At 42.1% G+C, this 20,253-nt stretch carries 19 protein-coding genes; 14 read left to right on the top strand and 5 right to left on the bottom strand.

Features of this window, described 5'->3' with window-relative positions:
• The first annotated feature begins 66 nt into the window (after window positions 1-66).
• Complete coding sequence (locus ACOI22_RS14715) at window positions 67-690, top strand: prepilin-type N-terminal cleavage/methylation domain-containing protein (RefSeq protein ID WP_420672876.1); 624 nt, start codon at window positions 67-69, stop codon at window positions 688-690.
• 67 nt (window positions 691-757) lie between these two features.
• On the opposite strand, the gene ACOI22_RS14710 is transcribed toward ACOI22_RS14715, so the two are convergent.
• Entirely contained in the window at window positions 758-1,594 is an 837-nt protein-coding gene (locus ACOI22_RS14710; protein WP_420672875.1) for a 5'-nucleotidase, lipoprotein e(P4) family, read from the bottom strand.
• Between the two features lie 208 nt (window positions 1,595-1,802).
• On the opposite strand from ACOI22_RS14710, the gene ACOI22_RS14705 reads away from it, so the two are divergent.
• The 3 genes from ACOI22_RS14705 to ACOI22_RS14695 all read left to right on the top strand — a co-directional run bounded on the left by ACOI22_RS14705 (window position 1,803) and on the right by ACOI22_RS14695 (window position 4,555).
• Entirely contained in the window at window positions 1,803-2,324 is a 522-nt protein-coding gene (locus ACOI22_RS14705) for a ZrgA family zinc uptake protein (protein WP_420672874.1), read from the top strand.
• A 246-nt stretch (window positions 2,325-2,570) separates the two neighbouring features.
• Window positions 2,571-3,317 carry an ABC transporter ATP-binding protein gene (locus ACOI22_RS14700; protein WP_420672873.1) on the top strand — a complete coding sequence of 249 codons (747 nt, stop codon included), beginning with the start codon at window positions 2,571-2,573 and terminating at the stop codon, window positions 3,315-3,317.
• On the top strand, window positions 3,314-4,555 hold the full coding sequence (locus tag ACOI22_RS14695) for an ABC transporter permease (RefSeq protein WP_420672872.1): 1,242 nt from the start codon (window positions 3,314-3,316) through the stop codon (window positions 4,553-4,555). The genes ACOI22_RS14700 and ACOI22_RS14695 overlap by 4 nt, the downstream gene beginning before the upstream one ends.
• A 6-nt stretch (window positions 4,556-4,561) precedes the next feature.
• Here the strand turns inward: ACOI22_RS14695 and ACOI22_RS14690 are convergent, their stop codons facing one another.
• Window positions 4,562-4,963, bottom strand: a complete 402-nt coding sequence (locus tag ACOI22_RS14690) for a MerC domain-containing protein (RefSeq protein ID WP_420672871.1) — start codon at window positions 4,961-4,963, stop codon at window positions 4,562-4,564.
• Between the two features lie 475 nt (window positions 4,964-5,438).
• Here ACOI22_RS14690 and ACOI22_RS14685 point away from each other — a divergent pair, with 475 nt between their 5' ends.
• A complete protein-coding gene (locus ACOI22_RS14685; RefSeq protein ID WP_420672870.1) occupies window positions 5,439-5,639 on the top strand; it encodes a hypothetical protein in 201 nt (66 codons plus the stop codon).
• 83 nt (window positions 5,640-5,722) lie between these two features.
• Here ACOI22_RS14685 and ACOI22_RS14680 read toward each other — a convergent pair whose 3' ends face one another.
• Complete coding sequence (locus tag ACOI22_RS14680) at window positions 5,723-7,225, bottom strand: catalase (protein ID WP_420672869.1); 1,503 nt, start codon at window positions 7,223-7,225, stop codon at window positions 5,723-5,725.
• 227 nt (window positions 7,226-7,452) lie between these two features.
• Between ACOI22_RS14680 and ACOI22_RS14675 the strand changes: the two genes are divergently transcribed.
• From ACOI22_RS14675 to ACOI22_RS14655, 5 genes are all read left to right on the top strand, one after another.
• Window positions 7,453-8,157 carry a spondin domain-containing protein gene (locus tag ACOI22_RS14675; protein WP_420672868.1) on the top strand — a complete coding sequence of 235 codons (705 nt, stop codon included), beginning with the start codon at window positions 7,453-7,455 and terminating at the stop codon, window positions 8,155-8,157.
• 10 nt (window positions 8,158-8,167) lie between these two features.
• Window positions 8,168-8,902: a spondin domain-containing protein gene (locus tag ACOI22_RS14670; RefSeq protein WP_420672867.1), complete on the top strand. Its 735-nt coding sequence runs from the start codon at window positions 8,168-8,170 to the stop codon at window positions 8,900-8,902.
• Between the two features lie 105 nt (window positions 8,903-9,007).
• Window positions 9,008-9,721: a winged helix-turn-helix domain-containing protein gene (locus ACOI22_RS14665; protein WP_420672866.1), complete on the top strand. Its 714-nt coding sequence runs from the start codon at window positions 9,008-9,010 to the stop codon at window positions 9,719-9,721.
• Window positions 9,722-9,725: 4 nt separating this feature from the next.
• Window positions 9,726-11,204, top strand: a complete 1,479-nt coding sequence (locus ACOI22_RS14660) for an ATP-binding protein (protein WP_420672865.1) — start codon at window positions 9,726-9,728, stop codon at window positions 11,202-11,204.
• Between the two features lie 49 nt (window positions 11,205-11,253).
• Window positions 11,254-12,903, top strand: a complete 1,650-nt coding sequence (locus ACOI22_RS14655; RefSeq protein WP_420672864.1) for an amidase — start codon at window positions 11,254-11,256, stop codon at window positions 12,901-12,903.
• Between the two features lie 22 nt (window positions 12,904-12,925).
• Here the strand turns inward: ACOI22_RS14655 and ACOI22_RS14650 are convergent, their stop codons facing one another.
• The gene (locus tag ACOI22_RS14650; RefSeq protein WP_420672863.1) at window positions 12,926-15,007 is read right to left on the bottom strand and encodes a TonB-dependent receptor; all 2,082 of its coding nucleotides are present in this window, start codon (window positions 15,005-15,007) and stop codon (window positions 12,926-12,928) included.
• Between the two features lie 125 nt (window positions 15,008-15,132).
• On the opposite strand from ACOI22_RS14650, the gene ACOI22_RS14645 reads away from it, so the two are divergent.
• From ACOI22_RS14645 to ACOI22_RS14630, 4 genes are all read left to right on the top strand, one after another.
• Entirely contained in the window at window positions 15,133-16,167 is a 1,035-nt protein-coding gene (locus ACOI22_RS14645; protein WP_420672862.1) for a TolB family protein, read from the top strand.
• Between the two features lie 272 nt (window positions 16,168-16,439).
• Window positions 16,440-16,784, top strand: a complete 345-nt coding sequence (locus ACOI22_RS14640; RefSeq protein WP_420672861.1) for a hypothetical protein — start codon at window positions 16,440-16,442, stop codon at window positions 16,782-16,784.
• 10 nt (window positions 16,785-16,794) lie between these two features.
• The gene (locus tag ACOI22_RS14635) at window positions 16,795-18,606 is read left to right on the top strand and encodes a hypothetical protein (RefSeq protein ID WP_420672860.1); all 1,812 of its coding nucleotides are present in this window, start codon (window positions 16,795-16,797) and stop codon (window positions 18,604-18,606) included.
• 23 nt (window positions 18,607-18,629) lie between these two features.
• The gene (locus ACOI22_RS14630) at window positions 18,630-19,271 is read left to right on the top strand and encodes a hypothetical protein (RefSeq protein ID WP_420672859.1); all 642 of its coding nucleotides are present in this window, start codon (window positions 18,630-18,632) and stop codon (window positions 19,269-19,271) included.
• Window positions 19,272-19,385: 114 nt separating this feature from the next.
• Here the strand turns inward: ACOI22_RS14630 and fghA are convergent, their stop codons facing one another.
• Window positions 19,386-20,222, bottom strand: a complete 837-nt coding sequence (fghA, locus tag ACOI22_RS14625; RefSeq protein WP_420672858.1) for an S-formylglutathione hydrolase — start codon at window positions 20,220-20,222, stop codon at window positions 19,386-19,388.
• Window positions 20,223-20,253 lie beyond the last annotated feature (31 nt).

The raw sequence follows: 20,253 nt of genomic DNA, 5'->3' as shown, positions 1-20,253 counted from the left end.
ACGCTTAATTAAAGTGAATTTTTGCCGATAAAACAATAAGTGAAAGTAAACTAAAGGCTATTTTTTATGTTTACTCAATTTTTTAATCCAGTGGACACAAAGTTTATGATGAGAGGCGACTCAGTAAATAACCTATTTAATAAGCGCAATATCAAGAATAATAAGGGATTCACCTTAATAGAGCTCATTATTGTGATTGTTATTTTGGGTATATTAGCGGTCACTGCAGCGCCAAGATTTATTGACATATCTACTGACGCACACATTGCGACTATTGAAGCTGAGTCTGCAGCCTTTGCGAGCAGCGTCAAATTAGTACGCGCGGCATATTTAATAAGAGAAACTAGCCCCATTGAAGTGGCGGGCGCTAGCGTGGCAATAGACTCAACAAGTGGTTATCCAACAGGTACCGGCAGTGGCACAGCGTTTTGTGTTAACTTGTGGAATTCGTTGTTCGCTGATCCTGAGCCTATAACTGGTCAAAGTAGCATTACTGCTAACTTAACGGAAGGGTGGAACTCATTTGGTAATTCAGAGTTTTGTGCATATGGAAAGAAAATTGATGACCGCAATTTTTCAAGCGGTACGCTTCCTCATTTTGTTTACTATATTCAAGATATAAATTCGGTATCAATTGGTGGTGAAACCTACGGTGGCGATGCAGGTACAGTAGAGAAACATAATATATAGCCTAAACTGCGCATGGGTGTTGATTAACCCATGCTTACATTGTTTTGTTTCTGTTTGGTCTATATTCTTACCACGATCCATACATAGGATTAGGCAATAAAATCAGCTTTTGTGGCCATTGTGGTACTAGCGTATCTAGGTCAGCTTCTTCTTGAGTCACTTGGCTGAAATCTTCTATGTTGTCACCCACTTCCATAATAATCGCTTGTTTAGCTGCCCACGCTTTTGGCGGCTTTGCGTTAGCATCTACTTGGTAACAATCGGCGGTGCCGTTTATAACTTGTTGCCTGCGTAGGTCTTTATCATTCACAATGTTTGCTTGGCCTACTGCGGACTTGTCAGAGGCAGAGCGCCCTACTAAGCAGGTGTTTTCTGCACTTAGGGGTAAACCTTGTGCAAGTAAGTTACGCCAAGTATGTTCATCTAGTGGTTTATTTCTATTGGTTATTAAGGCAACTTTGCCGCCCTTAGCAAACACTTCTTGAATGAATCCGGCTACGCCAGGCACTAAGGTGGCATTTTCGCTTGCTACCCAACTAGCCCATGTGGCACTGCTATAGCTTTCACCTTTTTGTTCAATACCTACTTGGTAAGCGCTGTTATCAAGTACCGTTTCATCCACATCCATTACCACTACCCAATTGCTTGGTGTAGTTTCTAATTGCTTTAACGAGTTTGTAGCTTGTTGATATATAGCACTTGTTAAAAATGCATATTCTTTGCTTTGCGTTTGCCACTTAACTGCGTTGCTTATAGGAAGAGGGCTAACTTTGGCAACTGCTGGCTTAACAGTGCTTGTAGTTAATTGTGCTGAGTTGCTAGCGCAGGCTGTTATTGATATTGAAAGAAGAGCCAGTGCGCAGAACTTAGCCACGTTATTTTTAGAGTGATTATTGGTAGGCATTACTTTTTCCTAGTGATTTATTAGATGAAAATCAGGTCGTAAACTGATTACTTTGTCGACGAATAATTCTGTGTATTTACAGTAACGCCTTATAACGCTTTACGCTATGGGTGTTTTCTCGTGATATGTTATATTGTACAGTATAAGCGAATCAAGTTTTCATAATGCGTTTTAACAACTACAACAATAATAATCAAGGAGAGGCTTTATGGGTAAATATTTCTTAATCAGCACTATTGCTGCGCTAATTAGCTTAAACGCTAATGGGCAGGCGCATGTTCATGGTGAAGGGCAATTGCTGGTAGCGCAAGAAAACGACAAGTGGCGTTTTGAATTTATGCTACCTGCGGCCGATGTACTTGGCTTTGAGCATAAGCCTGAAACGGTGGAACAAAAAGCAAAGGTAGCTTCGTTTATTTCAAGTGTTGAGGGTTACGAACACGTACTAAGCTTACCTAAAAGCTGTAGCCTTGTTGAAACCGAGCACTCCCTTAGTGATATTTATGAACATGATAAACACGGCGAGCATCACGATGGGAATGAAAATGAAAACAGTCATAGCGATGTAAATTTCGCTTATATACTTAAGTGCGAAAACAGTATTGAAAGTGTCAGTATTACCTTGTTTGATTTAGCGCTATCTTTAAGCGCGCTTGAAGCGCAGTGGATCACGCAATCAGCGCAAGGCATGAAAGAAATTGATGCCGATGACCCAACACTGGTATTTTAAGCAAGGCTAATTTACAACTAAACAACACTATTGCCCCTTTTTTATGTGTAAGCGCCAGCATGAAAAATGTAGCCAAGCAACATGAAAATAGACGCTACAGTGGCGTAAAAAGTTGTCCAAATTTTTGCTTCGTCATTATTAATTCGGTCAGTGCAATGCTGCATGTGCTTTATTAAGATACAATGTTGAGAATACGAATATTAGTTTGTTCACTTAACATCACAAACAATAAATGGAGCTTTACAGATGTCGGTTTTGGCGGTTGAAATACTCGATGTACAGTATTCTTATGAGAAGCAAAAAAAACGTTTAAGTGAAAATACCAATGTTCTAAGCATTGAAAGCTGGCAGTTAGCGCAAGGTGAACGGGTGTTTTTGTATGGTGATTCAGGCTCGGGCAAAACTACCTTGCTGAATCTTCTTTGTGGAATATTACAGCCAAGCAGTGGTCATATTTCCCTATTCGGCGAAAATATCACAGAGCTTTCAAATACTAAGCGAGACACATTCAGAGCGCAGAACATTGGCGTGGTATTTCAAAAATTTAATCTTATCCCGTACCTCAGTGTTTATAAAAATATTCAATTAGCCGCTTATTTTGCTAAGTCACAAGGCAGTGAAAACTTACAACAGCGCGCGCGCAATTTGATAAGTGCGCTTAACTTGCCATCAAGCATACTGCACAAGCAGGTCGCACAATTAAGCGTAGGGCAACAACAACGAGTAGCCATAGCACGAGCGCTTGTTAATGAGCCTAAGCTTCTTTTAGTTGATGAGCCTACCTCTGCCCTTGATGCGTCAGCGCGTGATGCCTTCATGCAATTGCTTATGCAAATGTGTAGTGAGTCCAACACCAGTTTAATATTTGTAAGTCATGACACCGCGCTAGGAGAATACTTTGAGCGTAAAGTAGATTTAATGACACTAAATAGTGCCTCATTAGCCTATAAGCAAACAAGCAACGGCGACTTACAAAAAGGAGGTGATTTATGAATACGCTACTATCAGTTGCTTGGTTTAGCCTCCTAAGCCGCAAAAAAACGGTAGTGCTCACGTTTTTGTCGCTTACCATTAGTATTATGGTATTACTAAGTGTTGAGCATATTCGCTTGCAAGCAAAAGAAAGTTTTAACCGAACAATATCGGGTGTTGACCTAATAGTAGGGGCGCCTAGTGGCCAACTAAATTTGCTTTTGTATACTGTTTTTAGAATGGGCAGCCCTACCAACAATATAGATTATGAAAGTTATGAAATGCTGCGTGATCATGAACTAGTAAAATGGGCTATCCCTATTTCCTTGGGGGATTCGCATCGTGGCTTTAGAGTAATGGGAACCAATGACGGTTATTTTGAGCATTATAAATATGGAAACAAGCAAGCACTAGGCTTTGAAGACGGCAGAGCCTTTGAAACGCTATTTGAAGCAGTAATAGGGGCCGATGTAGCTAAAGCGCTGAATTACCAAGTAGGGGATAAAATAGTGATTGCCCACGGTATTGGCTCAACAAGTTTTACCAACCATGATAAAGCCCCCTTCACTATTAGCGGAATTATCAGTGCAACGGGTACGCCAATTGACAAAACCGTACATGTGAGTTTGCCAGCCATTGATGCCATTCATTTATCATCTAAAGCCCTAGCGCAAGTTGTGGCTAATCCGAGTGAATTATCACCTACACCTACCAGCGTGACCGGTGTGATGCTTGGTTTAAACAGTAAATTTGCAACCTTCACTTTGCAGCGAAACATTAATAACTACCCCGATGATCGCCTAATGGCTGTATTGCCTGGCGTGGCAATGGCTGAACTTTGGACCCTTATGGCTACGGTAGAAAACTTACTGAGAGTGATTGCCGCATTAGTGCTTGTTTCGTCATTAATTGGTTTATCAACTATGTTATTGGCCTCTATGAATGAGCGCAAAGCCGAAATTGCGGTGTTTAGAGTATTAGGAGCAGGGCCTACAACGATTCTTTTGCTAATTTTACTTGAGGCACTGATTTTGGTTAGCCTTTCTATTGGCGCAGCTATGTTAGGGCTAAGCCTTGCTTTAGTTGGTTTAGAAACTTGGTTGGCGTCAGAATTTGGTTTGTTCTTAAGTAGTGATATTTTATCGCCCGAGCTTCTGAGTATGACGGGATTTGTACTAGCGGCAACCGTAGTTGTATCTATTTTACCGGGGCTTGAAGCATATAGAAATGCTTTATTTGTGCAGCTTTCGGGCAAATAAAGCGCCTTAGCTAGCGCACCGCATTTGCCTTTGGCGTAAATTTTGAATGTGGGCAAAGGCAATAAATAGCGAACCTATAACCGACGCAATAATTTCGCCAGTGTGGCCTAGTGCATCATGCCCAAATAGAGTGGCCAGCAGTAAAATCATAATACCCATTGAGGCAACTGCTAGCACGCGGTAGCTTTTATGGTGTAAATAACCAAAGGCCAAAGCGAATACACTTATAGGTATAACGCCAAACAACATCCAAACGTGAAAACGTTCGTCAGAAAAGTAGGCCAAGCTGCTCAGGGTGGGGAGTATTATTAAAACAACAGGCAGTACCAAACAGTGAACCACACACAATGACGATAAAAATATAGCTGAGCGATCAGCCCAGCCTGCAAGTCTTTTAAAAATATTCATTCTTTTTAATGTATTCCTGTTTGTAGCATTTAGAACATATAACGAATAACGGAAAGGACTTAACCTTGTCACGATCCCGAGTCTTAAGCATGGTCATAGCCAAAGGAAACGGCTATTGTTCTAACTGATATATAATAACATTAATCGAAGTGTTGGTATATTGTAACAATACGTATGATTCACAATTCTGAAAAAGACTTGGATAACCGCCCTTAGGCGTTTGCGCATTGTAAAAAGCCTTTGCGCAGTCTATTTAAGAAGTGATAGAGGAACATTTTGGGCATTCACATAAACCCTCCCATTTTCACAAGAATGGCATTGCCAAGATAGCAGAAGAAGCCCAAATACGTGAATTATTAGCGGTAGAAGTTGAAGATCACTTAAAAACCCCTATTGATATGTTAGGGTATAAATGATGTTCAGTTTTATTTCCCCTTAACTTAACGATATAAGTGAATCAAAACAGGAGTGAACTATGTCAAATTCTGATGACGCAGGCCCCATTCTACAAATGGCATCAGTTAAAACCGCTATTGCAAATAACGAAGAAGCCCGCTTAAAAGAATTACTTGAAGGGCAAAAGCTTGATGAAACCTATAAAGATTATCTTATGGATTTAGCAGGCATGAGCAATGCCAATATTAAAGAAACAATCAAAAATACGCCCAGTAAATGAGTTCGAGCCATATAGCGTAAATATAAAAAAGCAGCCTTTTGGGGCTGCTTTTTTTGTATCAATTTGGCTATTTACTTAGCTAATTATTTATCTTCAAGTGGCGTATTATCAGTAATCGGCACTGTGTTTACGTCAGTATCAAGCTTTTCATTTGCTTTGCGAACGCCGGCTTCATACTCAGGGTGTACGCGTTTTAGTACCGCATACCAACGCTCTTTCACTTCATCAGAACATGGCCCCATAGCTGCCGCATAGTTTGCGTACATACGCTGTTTTTGTTCGCTTGAGAACATTTCAAATAAAGCGCGTGGTTGCACAAAATCAGCCTCTTCAGTTTCTTGCTTGTATCTATCAGCATCGCCATTTATGCGAAGGGGGGGCTCTTTCACTGATTCGTCGGCCACAGGTCCATTGTGCTGATTCGGCTCGTAATATGCGTCAGCGTTATCAAAATCATTGGTGAAAAAGCGCATTGAGCCATCTTTATGATAATGATTTACCTTGGCGTTTTTAGGCGCGTTAGCGGGTAATGCTTCATAATGGGTACCTAAGCGGTAGCGATGCGCATCAGCATATGAAAATATACGCGCTTGTAGCATTTTGTCAGGGCTAAAGCTGATTCCCGGCACAATGTTTGAAGGGCTATAAGCTGCGTTCTCAACCATCTGAAAATAGTTGTCAGGGTTTTTATTCATTTCAAGTTCGCCTACCTCAATTAAGGGGTAATCATCATGAGGCCACACTTTAGTAACATCAAAAGGATTGTAATTTTGTTTGCCCGCTTCGGTTTCAGGCATTACTTGAATGAACAAGGTCCATTTAGGGAAGCTACCCTCATCAATGGCGTTATAAAGAGTCTCTTGATACGCTTCACGGGTTTTGCCAATTAAGGCTTCTGATTCTTCATTCGTATAGTGCTTATGGCCTTGCTGAGTTTTGAAGTGAAACTTTACCCAAAAGCGCTCGCCCTTGTCGTTATACATACTAAAAGTGTGGCTACCGTAGCCATTCATATGCATAGGGCTGGTGGGGATACCACGATCTGACATCAATATTGTTACCTGATGCACTGACTCAGGTTGCGCTGCCCAGAAGTCAAACATGGCTTCTGGTGAGCGTAAATTGGTTTTTGGGTGGCGTTTTTGCGTTCGAATAAAATCAGGAAACTTGTAAGCATCGCGTACAAAAAACACCGGAGTATTGTTTCCCACCATGTCCCAATTGCCTTGCTCGGTATAAAACTTAAGGCTAAAGCCACGCACATCACGCTCAGTATCGGCCGCGCCTGACTCACCCGCTACCGTTGACCAACGGCTCAATACTTCGGTTTCTTTACCTATTTCACTGAACATATCAGCGCAAGTATATTGGGTAATATCATGGGTAACTGTAAATTTTCCTTGCGCGCCCCAACCTTTGGCATGCACCGCGCGTTCAGGTATGCGTTCGCGGTTTTGGTGTGCAAGTTTTTCAAGGAGTTGGTAATCTTGTAACAGTGACGGGCCATGTTCTCCTGCCGTGAGTGTAGTTTCATTTGTAGGTACCGGTGCGCCTGCAGAGGTAGTAAGAGTAGGCTTTTTAGACATGCTGTAGCTTCCTTTTATTGGGTTGTTAAGGATATAGAGTCGAGCAAATGTTCAACTTTAATAGGAAGCTATTTCAAAAGTTATGCCAAAGGTGGGCAAAATAATAAGTAAAACCATTTTTACAATCAGCATAAATTTGTCGTAATTTTGGGATACTTTCGTGAGATTTGTCATTCAGTATTGATGGTGCGTTAACTCTTAACACTCATTAATACTAAGGAATGAATATGAAGCGAATCAAAACACTTTCAGCAGCAGCTTTGCTTGCAGTCACAACCGGGCAAAGCTTGGCCGCAGATATCACAGTAGAAATTCAGAATTTAAGCCATGGTTTGTATTTCACACCTATTGCAGCGCTTGTTCACTCGCCTGATGCGAGCCTTTTTGAAGTAGGCGAAACCGCCAGCACCGAATTGCAAATGATGGCCGAAGGCGGAAGCCTTGACGGTATTACCAGCATAGCCACTGCCACTAGTGCCGATATGATCACCAATCCAGCCGGTGGTTTACTTGCGCCAACTATGAGCGCTTCAGCTGACATCATGACAACTGACGGAAACACTGAGTTGTCAGTAGTTGCTATGATTTTGCCGTCAAATGATGGTTTTATTGGCCTTGATAACTGGGAAATTCCTACCGAAGCGGGCACATATAGTGTGTACATAAATGCATATGATGCTGGTACAGAAGCTAATGATGAACTTCGCGGTAGCGGCGCTCCAGGTATGGCAGGTATGCCAGTACCACCGCCACTTGACCCACTATTAGGTACCGGCGGCAGCGGCGTTGCAGCAGCTGATGCAAATCCAACAGTGCATATTCACCGCGGCAATATTGGTGATGACTCATTAACAGATGGCGCAAGTGACGTAAGCAACAGTGTTCATCGTTGGTTAAATCCGGTAGCAAAAGTAACAGTAACCGTAAGATAAGGAGTCTGTTATGAAATTTATTGCTAAACATTACAAAGCCGCGTGCTTGTTAAGCTTTCCACTGTTTTTGGCTGCATGTGGCAGTGATGATGTGCGTGAAGTGATTGTAGAAGTACCCGTTGAAGTGGAAGTGCCAGCCGAAATTCCTGCGCCAGTTGACGTAAGTTATCAAGTAACGGTAACCAACTTAACTAACGGCCAACCAGTATCTCCACCAGCGGTAGTACTCCATACCAACGGCTACTTGTGGGAGCTAGGGGGCGTTGCCTCGGTAGAGCTTGAGCGCATTGCTGAAGTAGGTGATTCAGCAAGTTTTTTAACGCTGGGGAATGTGAGCGCAGGCGGCAGTGGTCCCATTCTGCCCGGCGATCAACAAACTATTAGCGTAAGCATTGAAGATGTAACTGATGCAAAGCTCACTATTGCAGCTATGCTAGGAAATACCAATGATGCGTTTACCGGCATAAGCGCTTGGGATTTATCCCAGTTAGATGTGGGTGAGGGTTACACTACAGTTGCAGGTGCGTATGATTCAGGCACAGAAGCAAACACTGAAACAGCTGAATCAGTGCCAGGCCCTGCGGCAGGCGGTGAAGGCTTTAATCCAACTCGCGACGACACCGGTTTTATATCGATGCATCCGGGCGTGGTAAGTGTTGATGATGGCCTATCAAGCTCAGCTTTAACCAACCAAGAGAAGTTCGACAACCCAGTGGTTCGTATTCATATTATGCGTACCGAGTAATACCAAAGTATACATTAATGGGTAAATTGCCAAAAAGCGTTAATCTTATGAAAGATTAGCGCTTTTGTATCGTTCTATTTGTTTTTGGCATTCTGGCGACTCCCCATGACAGACAAAATTCTTATTGTTGAAGATGACGTAGATATTGCAAACCTGATGCGCGTAAATTTACGTGAATTAGGGCTTGAGATTGATCACCAAACTGACGGTAAGTTGGCCCTTAAACAAGCCTTGACCAATGAATACGCTCTCATCATTTTAGATGTGATGCTGCCGTCAATGAGTGGCTTAGATATTTGCCGACAAGTGCGCAATGAGTTGCCAATACAAGTGATTATTATGCTTACCTCGAAAACCTCGGAAACCGACAGAGTACTAGGATTAGAATTAGGCGCTGATGACTACATGACTAAGCCTTTCAGTGTGCGTGAACTACAAGCTAGGGTGCGCTCACAGCTTCGTAAGTATCATGCCTTAGAGCAAGCTAAGTTGCCGATGCAAGATACTAGCGAAACGCTACAAGTAGGTAATTTAAATATAGATTCGCGAAATCATCAGGTGTTTTTGTCAGGGCATGAATTAGTGCTTACGGCAACGGAGTTTGAATTGTTGCACCATTTGGCGAGCCATCCTGGGCAAGTGTTTAGCCGAAGCCAGTTACTAGAATCCGTGTGGGGGTATCATCACAGCGGATACGAACATACGGTTAATTCACACATAAATAGGCTTCGCGCTAAATTAGAAAGCGACGCAACCGAGCCCAAAATGGTACAAACCGTTTGGGGCGTGGGCTATAAGTTTAATCCACAAGGGGCATAAATTCATGAAAATTTGTTTTTACCAACGCTTGGCTATTGCCTTGGTAGCCGTGTTCATGCTGGTGATGATTGCATGTGTTTATTCCACCAATTTATTGCAAAAGCTTACCCAGCAAGAAGCTGAACAGAAGCTTCATTTAGGCTTGGCTGAACATCTTGTAAGTGATAACCCTTTGCTGAAAGAAGGCGTTTACGACTACGAAGCCCTAGGTAATTTGTTTCATACCTTAATGATCTTAGGCCCTAATTTTGAGTTTTATTATGTAAGTCCGAAGGGCGAAATTCTTACTTATTCTGCCAAGCCGGGAAAAGTGAAAGCCACTACTATTGATGTTGCGCCTATTAAGCAGTTAATAAACAAAAAAGGTGGTTTTCCAATAGTAGGAGATGACCCTAAAAAAGAAGGGGTGCACAAAATATTCTCGGCCGCACCAGTATATAACAATGACCGCTTACAAGGATATTTGTACGTAATAATTGGCGCTGAACAATATGATTCTATTTTAACGAGCCTTAAAAACAACCAAAGCATGCGCGAAGTAGCCGTATTTATGGGGGTGGGTTTGTTGCTGCTATTAGTCGCTTTATTAGTGTTATTTAAATATTTTACTGCGCCTTTAAAACGCCTTAGCAACGATATGCAAAAAGTACGTGAGGCTGATTTTCATCGTGAAAAGCTACCCCGTGATTTAGCGGTTTGGAAAAGAAACAGCGCAAATGAGGTAGATCACCTAGGCTGCGCCTTCACCGATATGCTAAGCCATATTGACAAACAATTTGACCAACTAAGTGAAATAGACAGCCAGCGCCGAGTGCTACTTGCTGACTTATCACATGATTTGCGCACCCCTTTGGCTAGCTTACAAGGTTACATAGAAACCTTGGCACTCAACGAAGATAGTTTATCAAAAGAAGAGCGCAAACACTTTGTTGATGTTTCTTTAAAAAATGCTAAAAACTTAAAACACCTGATTGACCAAATTTTTGAATTGGCTTACTTAGAAGGAGAGCAGGTGAGCTTAAACCAAGAGTCTTTTCCTATAGGTGAGTTGCTGCATGATGTGGTGGCTAAGTTTGCATTGGATGCTAAGCAGAAAAACGTTTCGTTATCACTTACACCTGAAAAGTTTGATTACTATATTTTCGCAGATATTGGAAAACTAGAACGAGTATTAACGAACTTAATTGCCAATGCGATTCGCCACACGCCTGAGCACGGAGATATTGAAATAGCGTTGTCAAAACAGCATAACAAAATACGCGTAGATGTGCGCGATACAGGGGTGGGAATCAGTGATAAAGAGATAGCGTATATATTTGATGCGCGGTATCAGGCAAGTAACAGTGAAAAAGACACATGCTCCCATGCCGGCCTTGGCCTTGCCATATGTAAAAAATTAATGACGCTGTTAAACTCAGAATTAAAAGTACAAAGCCGCTTGGGTGAAGGAACATGTTTTAGCTTTGAACTAAGCGTGGTATAAATATTACAGTGAGCTAATTACTTAAAACCAATAACAATAAGACGAGCCTATGAAGCCATTACTTTTGTCAGCACTTTTTATCACTACCGCCCTTAGCGCAGCTTGCGCCCCTACAGCCAAGCAAGTAGAGCCTGAAACCCCTATGGTAAATGCAAAGCAATACCAGGCCCAAGGAATATTAGCGGCAACTTTACCTGAAATTATGACAGCCCTTGAGCAAGGGGATATTAGTTCACAAGCGCTTGTTTCAGCATATATTGAGCGTATTGAAAATATTGACCGCAATGGCCCTAAGTTGCAGTCGGTGCTGGCTTTAAATCCCAATGCTTTGGCGCAAGCTGCAGCTTTAGATGCACAACGCGCAAATGGTAATATTTTAGGTCCATTGCACGGCGTGCCAATATTACTGAAAGATAACATTGAATCTAAAGATGACGTGGCTACAACCGCAGGTGCGCTAGCGCTTAAAGACAACATCACTGGCCGTGACAGCCCTCTTGTGGCGGGTTTACGTGAACAAGGCGCAATAATATTAGGTAAAACCAATTTGAGTCAGTGGGCCAATTTCCGTTCTGAGGGTTCAATGAGTGGATGGAGTGCTTTAGGTGGGCAAGTGAGAAACCCGCATATGCTTGACCGAAACCCATGTGGCTCAAGTTCAGGTTCTGGCGCGGCTACCGCAGCCTCTTTAGCGGCAGCAAGTGTAGGCACCGAAACTAACGGCTCGGTAATTTGCCCATCAAACGCCAATGGTATCGTAGGCTTTAAACCCACCGTAGGCGTAGTGCCGCAAGACTATATTATTCCTATATCGAACTCGCAAGATACTGCAGGCCCTATGACTAAAAGCGTAATGGGCGCAGCCGTAATGATGAATGCAATGGCAACCACTACCCCCAATGTTGATTACACACAAGGCTTAACTAAAAACGCTTTAAAAGGCGTTCGAGTGGGAGTGCTAAATTTTGCCAAAGGTAATTCAAAGCCTATTTTGGCGCATTTTGATGCCGCGTTAAAAGACTTAGAAGCCGCAGGCGCGGTATTGGTTAATATTGAAGAGCGTCCGGCTACGCCAAGCGACTTCAACAAAATGAGTTATGATATTTTAAAGTACGAGTTTAAAGACACCCTTAATCATTATTTGGCGTCTACCTCTGAAGAGCAGGTGAAAACGCGGAATTTAGAACAGCTGATTGCTTTTAATGAAGCCAATAAAGATACTGAGTTGGCTTTGTTTGACCAAAGCATTTTTGAAGCCTCGCAAGCAATGGATTCGGTTGAAAGCGAAGAGTATCAAAAAGCAGTTCAAGCCGTACAAAAAGCAACGCGTGAAGACGGTATCGATTTTTTGCTTAGCCAGCACAAGGTTCAAGTGTTAATAGCGCCTTCAGGCCCTATAGTGCCGCGTGTTGACCCTATCAACGGTGATGTATGGCCAAATGCTTGGCCGGGTTACGGTGGCCATGCCGCCCGCGCAGGTTATCCTCACGCCACGGTTCCTATGGGCGGTATCCATGGTTTGTCAGTAGGGCTGTCGTTTATTGGCGCTAAAAATGCTGATGCAAATGTACTAGCGTATGCTTACGGGTATGAACAGCAATCTCAAAAAATGCTCACGCCGCAGTACTTTGAAAATGCAGAGGCAGTTCCGGCAGTTGCCGAGGCAATGCGTGGCTTTGCTCAAAGCAAACAAGACTGACAAACTCATTTAGGCGCAAATATTATTCAGGGCGCCAATTAAGCGCAACAATCAGATTTCGACCCGCTTCATTTTGCCCTGAACCGTGAATACGGTAATTTTTGTCCGTAATATTTTCTAGGCTTGCCATGAGTTGTAGGGTGTCATTCACGGTGTAGCCGGCCCGAATATTTATAACTGCATATCCTGGCGTGCCTCCTGGTGGGATACGATCAGTATCGCCTTGGTCTCTACTAGATAGCCGGTCGGCTTTATCTACAGCCGTTAGCTCGGCTTCTACAAACCATTTATCGCTAGGCGAATAATTGAGTTTTGCTTGAATTGAGTGAGGAGCTAAGCGACTAATATATTCCTCAATAGGCTCAGCTAAAGAGCTTGGGTATTGGTCTGATTTACCATAAATAAGCGCCGTATTAAAATGAGCACTTAAGGTATCAGTAAAGTGATATTTCACAGCGCTCTCTATACCGTAAACGTAACCGTTACTAGCGTTTGCTTTGCTCATTTCAAATTCGCCGTCTTCATTCACCATACCTGTTGGAAACAAAACAATTTGATCTTCAATGTCAGTATAAAATGCCGATACAGAGTAGCTGAGGCCTTGTTCACCGCCGCGCAATCCAATTTCATAATTCACGTAATCTTCCGGAGATAAATTGGGAGACGGCACTTCAAATTCATTTGAACGAGCCGAATCTAAACGAGTAAGATCAGAAAAGTTTGGCGCTCTAAAGCCTTGAGATACACTCGCAAATGAAAACAAATTTGTTGAAATGCTATAAGCAAACTCAGCGTTAAAAACCCATTTGTTCCATGATTGATCAAGTGACGTTCGCAATCCGGAAACTGGGTCTTGAACCTTATCAGATTCTGCGGCAACCTGGGTGTATCGCGTACCCAAGCTAAGATTTAACTTAGTTGTTAAGGGAAGCTGCAACTTTGAAAAAAGACCTGTAGTGGTGTATTTAGCATCGTCTGCAACGGGGCCTTGAATGGTATTATTTGAAGCCTTACTGTCGATATTATCTTGGTAGCGGTCTAGCCCATATAACAGTTCAGTGTCGTTATCGAATGTCTTTACGAAGAATAGGTCTAAGCCCCATGATCTGACATCCGTGTTTTGCGTGTCAATTCTATCTCTACTTCGTAAGCGGAACCTAGACTCGGTTTGGAGATGGTGTGATAAGGCCAATGACATTGTATCGTAGGCTTTAAGATCTGCATTGGTGTGTTGATACTTAACATAACTTAAGTCTCTGTTTTGATCATGGTCACGCACTAGTTCGTTGCCGACGGTAGTTCCGGCGAAAGATTGGCCGTCAAGAGTTTTGTGAGTACGCGGAACGTCATTCTGGTTCACGCCATAGTGTGCAAATGTAAATAAGTGATCTTGAAAACGCGTTTGCCATTTAAGATCGTAAGTATATTCTTCATAAGCGCTATTGTTCAGCGTGCCTTGAGCAGTCTTTAAATCACCGAAATCTTTTCTACTAATGCCGGCTAAAAAGGCTGAGTCACTTGATACTACGCCGTTATAACGAGCGGCAAAAATATTTGATTGTTCAGCGCTTGATAAGCGTGAATACAAGGCCGCCCCGTTTTTATCAAACTGAGGTGTTAAGGTATTTACATTTACCGTACCGCCAATACCATCAGAACCATATATTACCCCAGATGGGCCTTTTAACACTTCCAGGCTACCCACACTTAAAGAGTCAACGGTACTCCAATACTGATTAGGACCTGAACGAAATATCGCATTATTCAGACGAATGCCATCAATTAGTAAAAGATTTCGATAACCTGTAAATCCACGAATATAAGGCGAACCCTGACCATGTGCGGTTTTCTGAACAAGCACGCCAGGAACGTCCTTAAACACATCAATAATGTTGCGGTAATTTGATTCAAGAATATGTTCGTTGCTTAACAAGTAAGCTGTATTGGGGAGCGTTTTTAGAAAGGTTTCTGCCTTCCCAGAGGTAACTTCAATTACCTCAATACCAAAATCGACGTCAGCCTTTGTGCTGTTCGCGCTAACACTAGATGGGACAATTGCTACTGCACATATGCAAGATAAAAGAGTTGATAACTTTAAAATCATACGATGTTCATCCTTGATGCCTTGAAAAATAATAGTCAAATGTTGCTTTACATTATTGTTTATTTTTTGTACAACAAATGGAACGGGAACGCAATAACTTTAAATTAACAAAGTGTGAAGGATTCATGAAAACGATAATACCTAAGACGCAAAAAATCAGCTTGAGCATACTGTTCTTCGGCCTATTCTCTTGTACAGGCACGCATAATTCTGTGAACTTAGAAACGAGTAGCAAAGCAACCAAGGAAATAGAAGTAGCATATCTTTCAAGTCAAAGCGGTAATTTGGAATTGTACTTAAAAAATCTCGATACCAATAAATTAACGCAAATAACTAACAATACCTTAGATGATTTAAACCCTGTGTGGTCACCAAGTGGAAAGCAGCTTGCATTTATTGGACGCACGCTTACTAGCACATTTTTAAATGTTTATGACACCACCAGCCAGAAAACAAGCACACTGGTTGACGAATCTTTAGCTCCGGCTTGGTTGAGTTGGTCACCCTTGAGCAACAAAATTGTATTTGTATCAAATAAAGCGAATGGGGAAAGTTTGTATACGGTAGATTTAGATGGCAATAAAGACTTAGTGCTTCACAGCACAGAAGGGACGCTAGTCTCACCTAAATACTCTCGGGACGGCAGCGTGCTTGCCGTAATAGAAAACGATAGTTTATCGGTAGTAACTAGCGCATCGGTAAAAAATATGATGTTCCCGAAAAAGTTTAGGGTGCTAGATTTTGATTGGGGAGCAAATAACAAAACTCTATACGTAACTGCTAGGGTTGACCGAAAAATTAATATTCATAAAGTTGATTTAGACACCTTAGAAACCGAGGTGCTGATAGAGGGACCATATCTTGATGTTGAAGCGCGCTTTTTTCCACCTAATAAAATAGCATTTTTAAGCTCGCGCCTTGATGGCGGAACGCGGCAACTTTTTATGTTTAATACGGATGAAAAAAGTATTCAGCAGCTTACTCCGGAAAAGCTTGAGGTTATGCACCCCAATTGGTCTCCTTCAGGTAAGTACATTGCATACACCACACCAGTAGGAAAGCATTTTTCATCGATGATTTTAGACATTGATAGCGGTGATATATCGCCCGTTTCACTTGGCGAAACGGGCTTTCATCTGTTACCAACAATAAGACCGTAGATATAAGCGACTGTCAGGTTTTTTTACAATTATATAACAAGTGCAATAAGATAAAACACATTAAACAAGATGAATCAATGGCTTAAATTGAATGGCATATCTTATGCTTGTACATTTTTTGTACAGCAAGATGGGTGGTCTTCATTATAAAACGCAAGTAGCTGCGAATTGTTTTAAAGCACTTTTTGAACAACATTGCTAGGTGTCAGTAATAGGACTTACGTACAAATATATACACAAAAAAATGCACTTTCTAAAGGATAGGAATGACTATGAAACGAATAAGTATTCAAACACTTAAAATGCTTTTCGTTGCACTATCGATTACGTTTTACGCTACTGCTTCGACAACTCCCTGGCTATCAACGCCATCATTTTTAATGCAAGGCGATGACATTTACGTTACTGGCGGCGGAGCTCCAGGCAATACGATGCTTACTGTCAAAGTATTTGACACTAAAACCGGTGAACTACTAGCTCAAAAGGAAGTTTATACAAAGAGCTCCGGTACATTTGAATTAAATCTTGGTGCTATAAACACTAGCTCTAATATTGAGGTGAAAGCTGTTATTGGCGATCAAGAAGTTTCCTCAACTAGTTCGCTTACTAAAGGATGAGGAAGATAAAATGGCTTTTATTAAACATACAAAAACACTAATTACAACGGCTGTTGTAAGCTGCACAATTGCATTTAGCGCAAGTTCTGATGATATTACTTTTACCGAAGAATCTGACTTTCAATTAGGTAATTTAAGTGCCGTTGAATACGATCCTATTACAGGAGCGCTTGTACTTAGTGATACAGGCTCTACTTTTCCCGTTTTATGGGTAGCCAACGCTGGGGAAGATAGCGTATCGAAAATTGATACAGACCTAGACTGTGAAACAGCACGATATCCTACTTGGATTTTTTCTAACTTTCATGGTGCTTACAGCGGCCCAGCACCTTCTAGAACTGCGGTAGACGTTGAAGGAAACGTTTATGTAGCAAACCGTCACTTTGATGGTAAGCCAGCCAGCGTTATGAAAATTTTAGCTGAAGGGGGTATTGATAGAAATGGCAATGGTGTAATTGATTCCTCCATTGATGCCAATGGCGACTGCACAATAGATAGGAACGATCCTGCAGAATTTAACTTGCCCGTTGATTTAAATGGTGACGGAATTTTGCAAAATAATGAGATTGTAGACGAACGCATTGCATGGGTCTCGCAGGTCGGTCCTAGTGGTGGTTTAGGCCGCTCTTTATGTATTGCTGTAGATGGCAATATTTGGCTAGGTTTGTTCAATCGAAATCAATATTACCGAGTTGATGCTGCAGATGGCAGTGTATTAAATGGCCCCTATGATACAGGTTCAAATCGCCCTTATGGCTGCTTAGTAGATGGGGACGGAATTCTTTGGAGTGCAACACTATCTAGTGTTATGGCTGTGCTAGATACCAATATGGTTGGAGAAGGTGAAAATCCCTTTTTAGGAAACAAAGGAATATTAGCATCTGGCTACGGTATCGCTTTAGCAAACGATAAAGTCTATTTTGGGAATTCAGGGAGCGATTTTAACGAGTATGACCCAAATGCGGCAGAAGGTGCAGCTCCTGCAAATGATGGCGATCCATTAACCGGGTCATTTACAAGGTCACCAGGGTTCAACACTCAATATGGTATTACCGCTGATGGTGATGGCAACCTAATAGGTGGAAGATCAACCGTTATAAAGACCGCCCCCGATGGCACACGATTATGGATGACGCCAAACCCAACAAGTTCGTCAGTTGGCGTAGCAGTTGATAGTAATCAAAATGTATGGGTGATGGGTTTAAACAGTAACAATGTGGCGAAATTTGACGGTGAAACCGGTAATCAATTATTAATAAAAACTGTGGGACGCAATCCATATACTTATAGTGATTCGACAGGGTTTGCCGCACGTAATATTACTGATAGAACGGGGATATGGACAGTTACTGCTGACAGCGGTGTTGAAGGTTCGCAGTGGGACTCTATCACATGGAATCAAGAAGCCGACGGTAACGTGCCTGCGGATGCGAATATTCGCATGCGCTATAGAACCGCTGATACTGAAGATGCCTTACCGCTTAGAAACTATACCGATACCACAAACGGCGCTACAGGCTTAAATGCGCAAGGCCGTTTTGTTCAATTGCGTGTTGAGCTTCGCCCGAATGACGATGATGAAACCCCTGTTTTGTCTGACGTTAGCATTAACGAGTTAGAAGACGAACTACTGTGTGACATTAACCTAGACAATGTTGTTGACCGTTTCGATATCAATATGATTAGGATGGCAAATGGACCTGCTGCACCAGATGATCCTGCTGATATAGATGGAAATGGCGTAGTGAACACAACAGATATGCGCCGATGCGTAGCGGAATGCACGTTTGCGCGTTGTGTACCTGGCCCAGTTATAGATTAACTAAATAAAAAATGGAGATAACCATGAAATTACGGATGTACCAATTAATACTGAGCCTAACCGTTATATTTGCTATTAGTGCTCCCTCTAACGCGGTAGTTATAGAGCTGTCGCCAGCCTTGCAAGTGTCAGAAACCGGTGAATCGGTATCAATCGATTTAGTGGCGTCTGATTTAGGTAGTCCTCTAACTACTGTAATTGGAAATTACGACGTTGATATTGAATTTGATGATTCAGCATTGGCATTTACAGGGTTTTCATTTTCTGATGCACTAGGCAGCGTAATCTCGACTGATTTTTTTGATTTTACATCAGATGCTTTCGATGGCTTTTCGGGTATGATATCGAGTACTGAAGTTAATCTTAATTTATTTAGCTTCCTATTTGAGTCAGACTTAGCGCTTTTGCAGTCAGATTCAACGGTGTTGGCTACTTTAAATTTTGATGTGTTAGCCCTTGATGTTGGTGAGTTTACCGATGTGACTATTGCTAGTGTTAATTCACTCGTAGACGCAGCAGGCTTCGATATTACCGGCTTTTCAACAATGGACGCTCGTATAAATAATCCAAGTGATATTGCATCACCTAAGGTTGCTATTATGCTTAGTCTATTAATTGCTGCGATAACGCTACGGCGAAAATTTTTACTCAAATCGAAGGTTTAAGCATTCCGATTTAAGCAACAACGAGTGGGAAAGAACCTCAACAATAAAACACCGCTATGGCTTTACGCCTAGCGGTGTTTTTTTGATGAGTGTGCTAGGCCTAAAACCTAAAGCCTAAAATAAGTGCTTAGCGTGAAACCGCAAATGCTCATCAATAAACGATGATATAAAATAGTAACTATGATCAAAGCCTTCATGCATTCTAACTTGTAAAGGGTAGCTAACCTTTCGCGCGGCTGCCTCTAATACTTCTGTTTTCAATTGCTCACTTAAGAACGAGTCTGATAAACCTTGGTCTACAACAGCGGGCACAAATTTTGTGGCCTCTAACATGAGTTCACTAGCATCATACTGTCGCCACTTTGATTGATCATTCCCTAAATAGGCCGTAAATGCTTTTTCGCCCCATGGGCAGTTCATTGGATTTACAATAGGGCTAAATGCTGAAACTGATGCGTAAAGCTCAGGATTACGCAAAGCAATAGTGAGCGCACCGTGGCCTCCCATAGAATGTCCAGCAATTGCGCGTTTTGTCAGTACCGGAAAATTCGCTTCAATCAACGTTGGTAGCTCACTCACAATGTAGTCATACATTTGGTAGTGTTTCTTCCATGGCGCTTCAGTGGCATTTAAATAAAAGCCTGCGCCTTTTCCTAAGTCATAGCCTTCATCATCTGCTACTTCGTCACCACGCGGGCTTGTATCAGGGGCTACTATAGCAATGCCTAGTTCAGCAGCCATACGTAAAGCGCCTGCTTTTTGCATAAAGTTTTCATCAGTACAAGTTAGTCCTGACAACCAATAAAGCACGGGGACTCTGTTCTCTTTACTTGCTTGAGGCGGTAAGTAAATCGCAAAGCGCATGCTGCAATTTAACGTTTTTGCGTTGTGGCTGTATTGCTTATGCCAGCCGCCAAAGCACTTGTTCACACTTAAATTTTCTATGCTCATCAGTGTTCCTTTTTATTAGGTGAATACACTT

This window comes from Glaciecola sp. 2405UD65-10 (genome assembly GCF_048820975.1).
In the GTDB taxonomy this organism is placed as follows: domain Bacteria; phylum Pseudomonadota; class Gammaproteobacteria; order Enterobacterales; family Alteromonadaceae; genus Glaciecola.
Note: the sequence above shows the minus strand (reverse complement) of the source record. Positions and strands in the feature narration are given on the sequence as shown.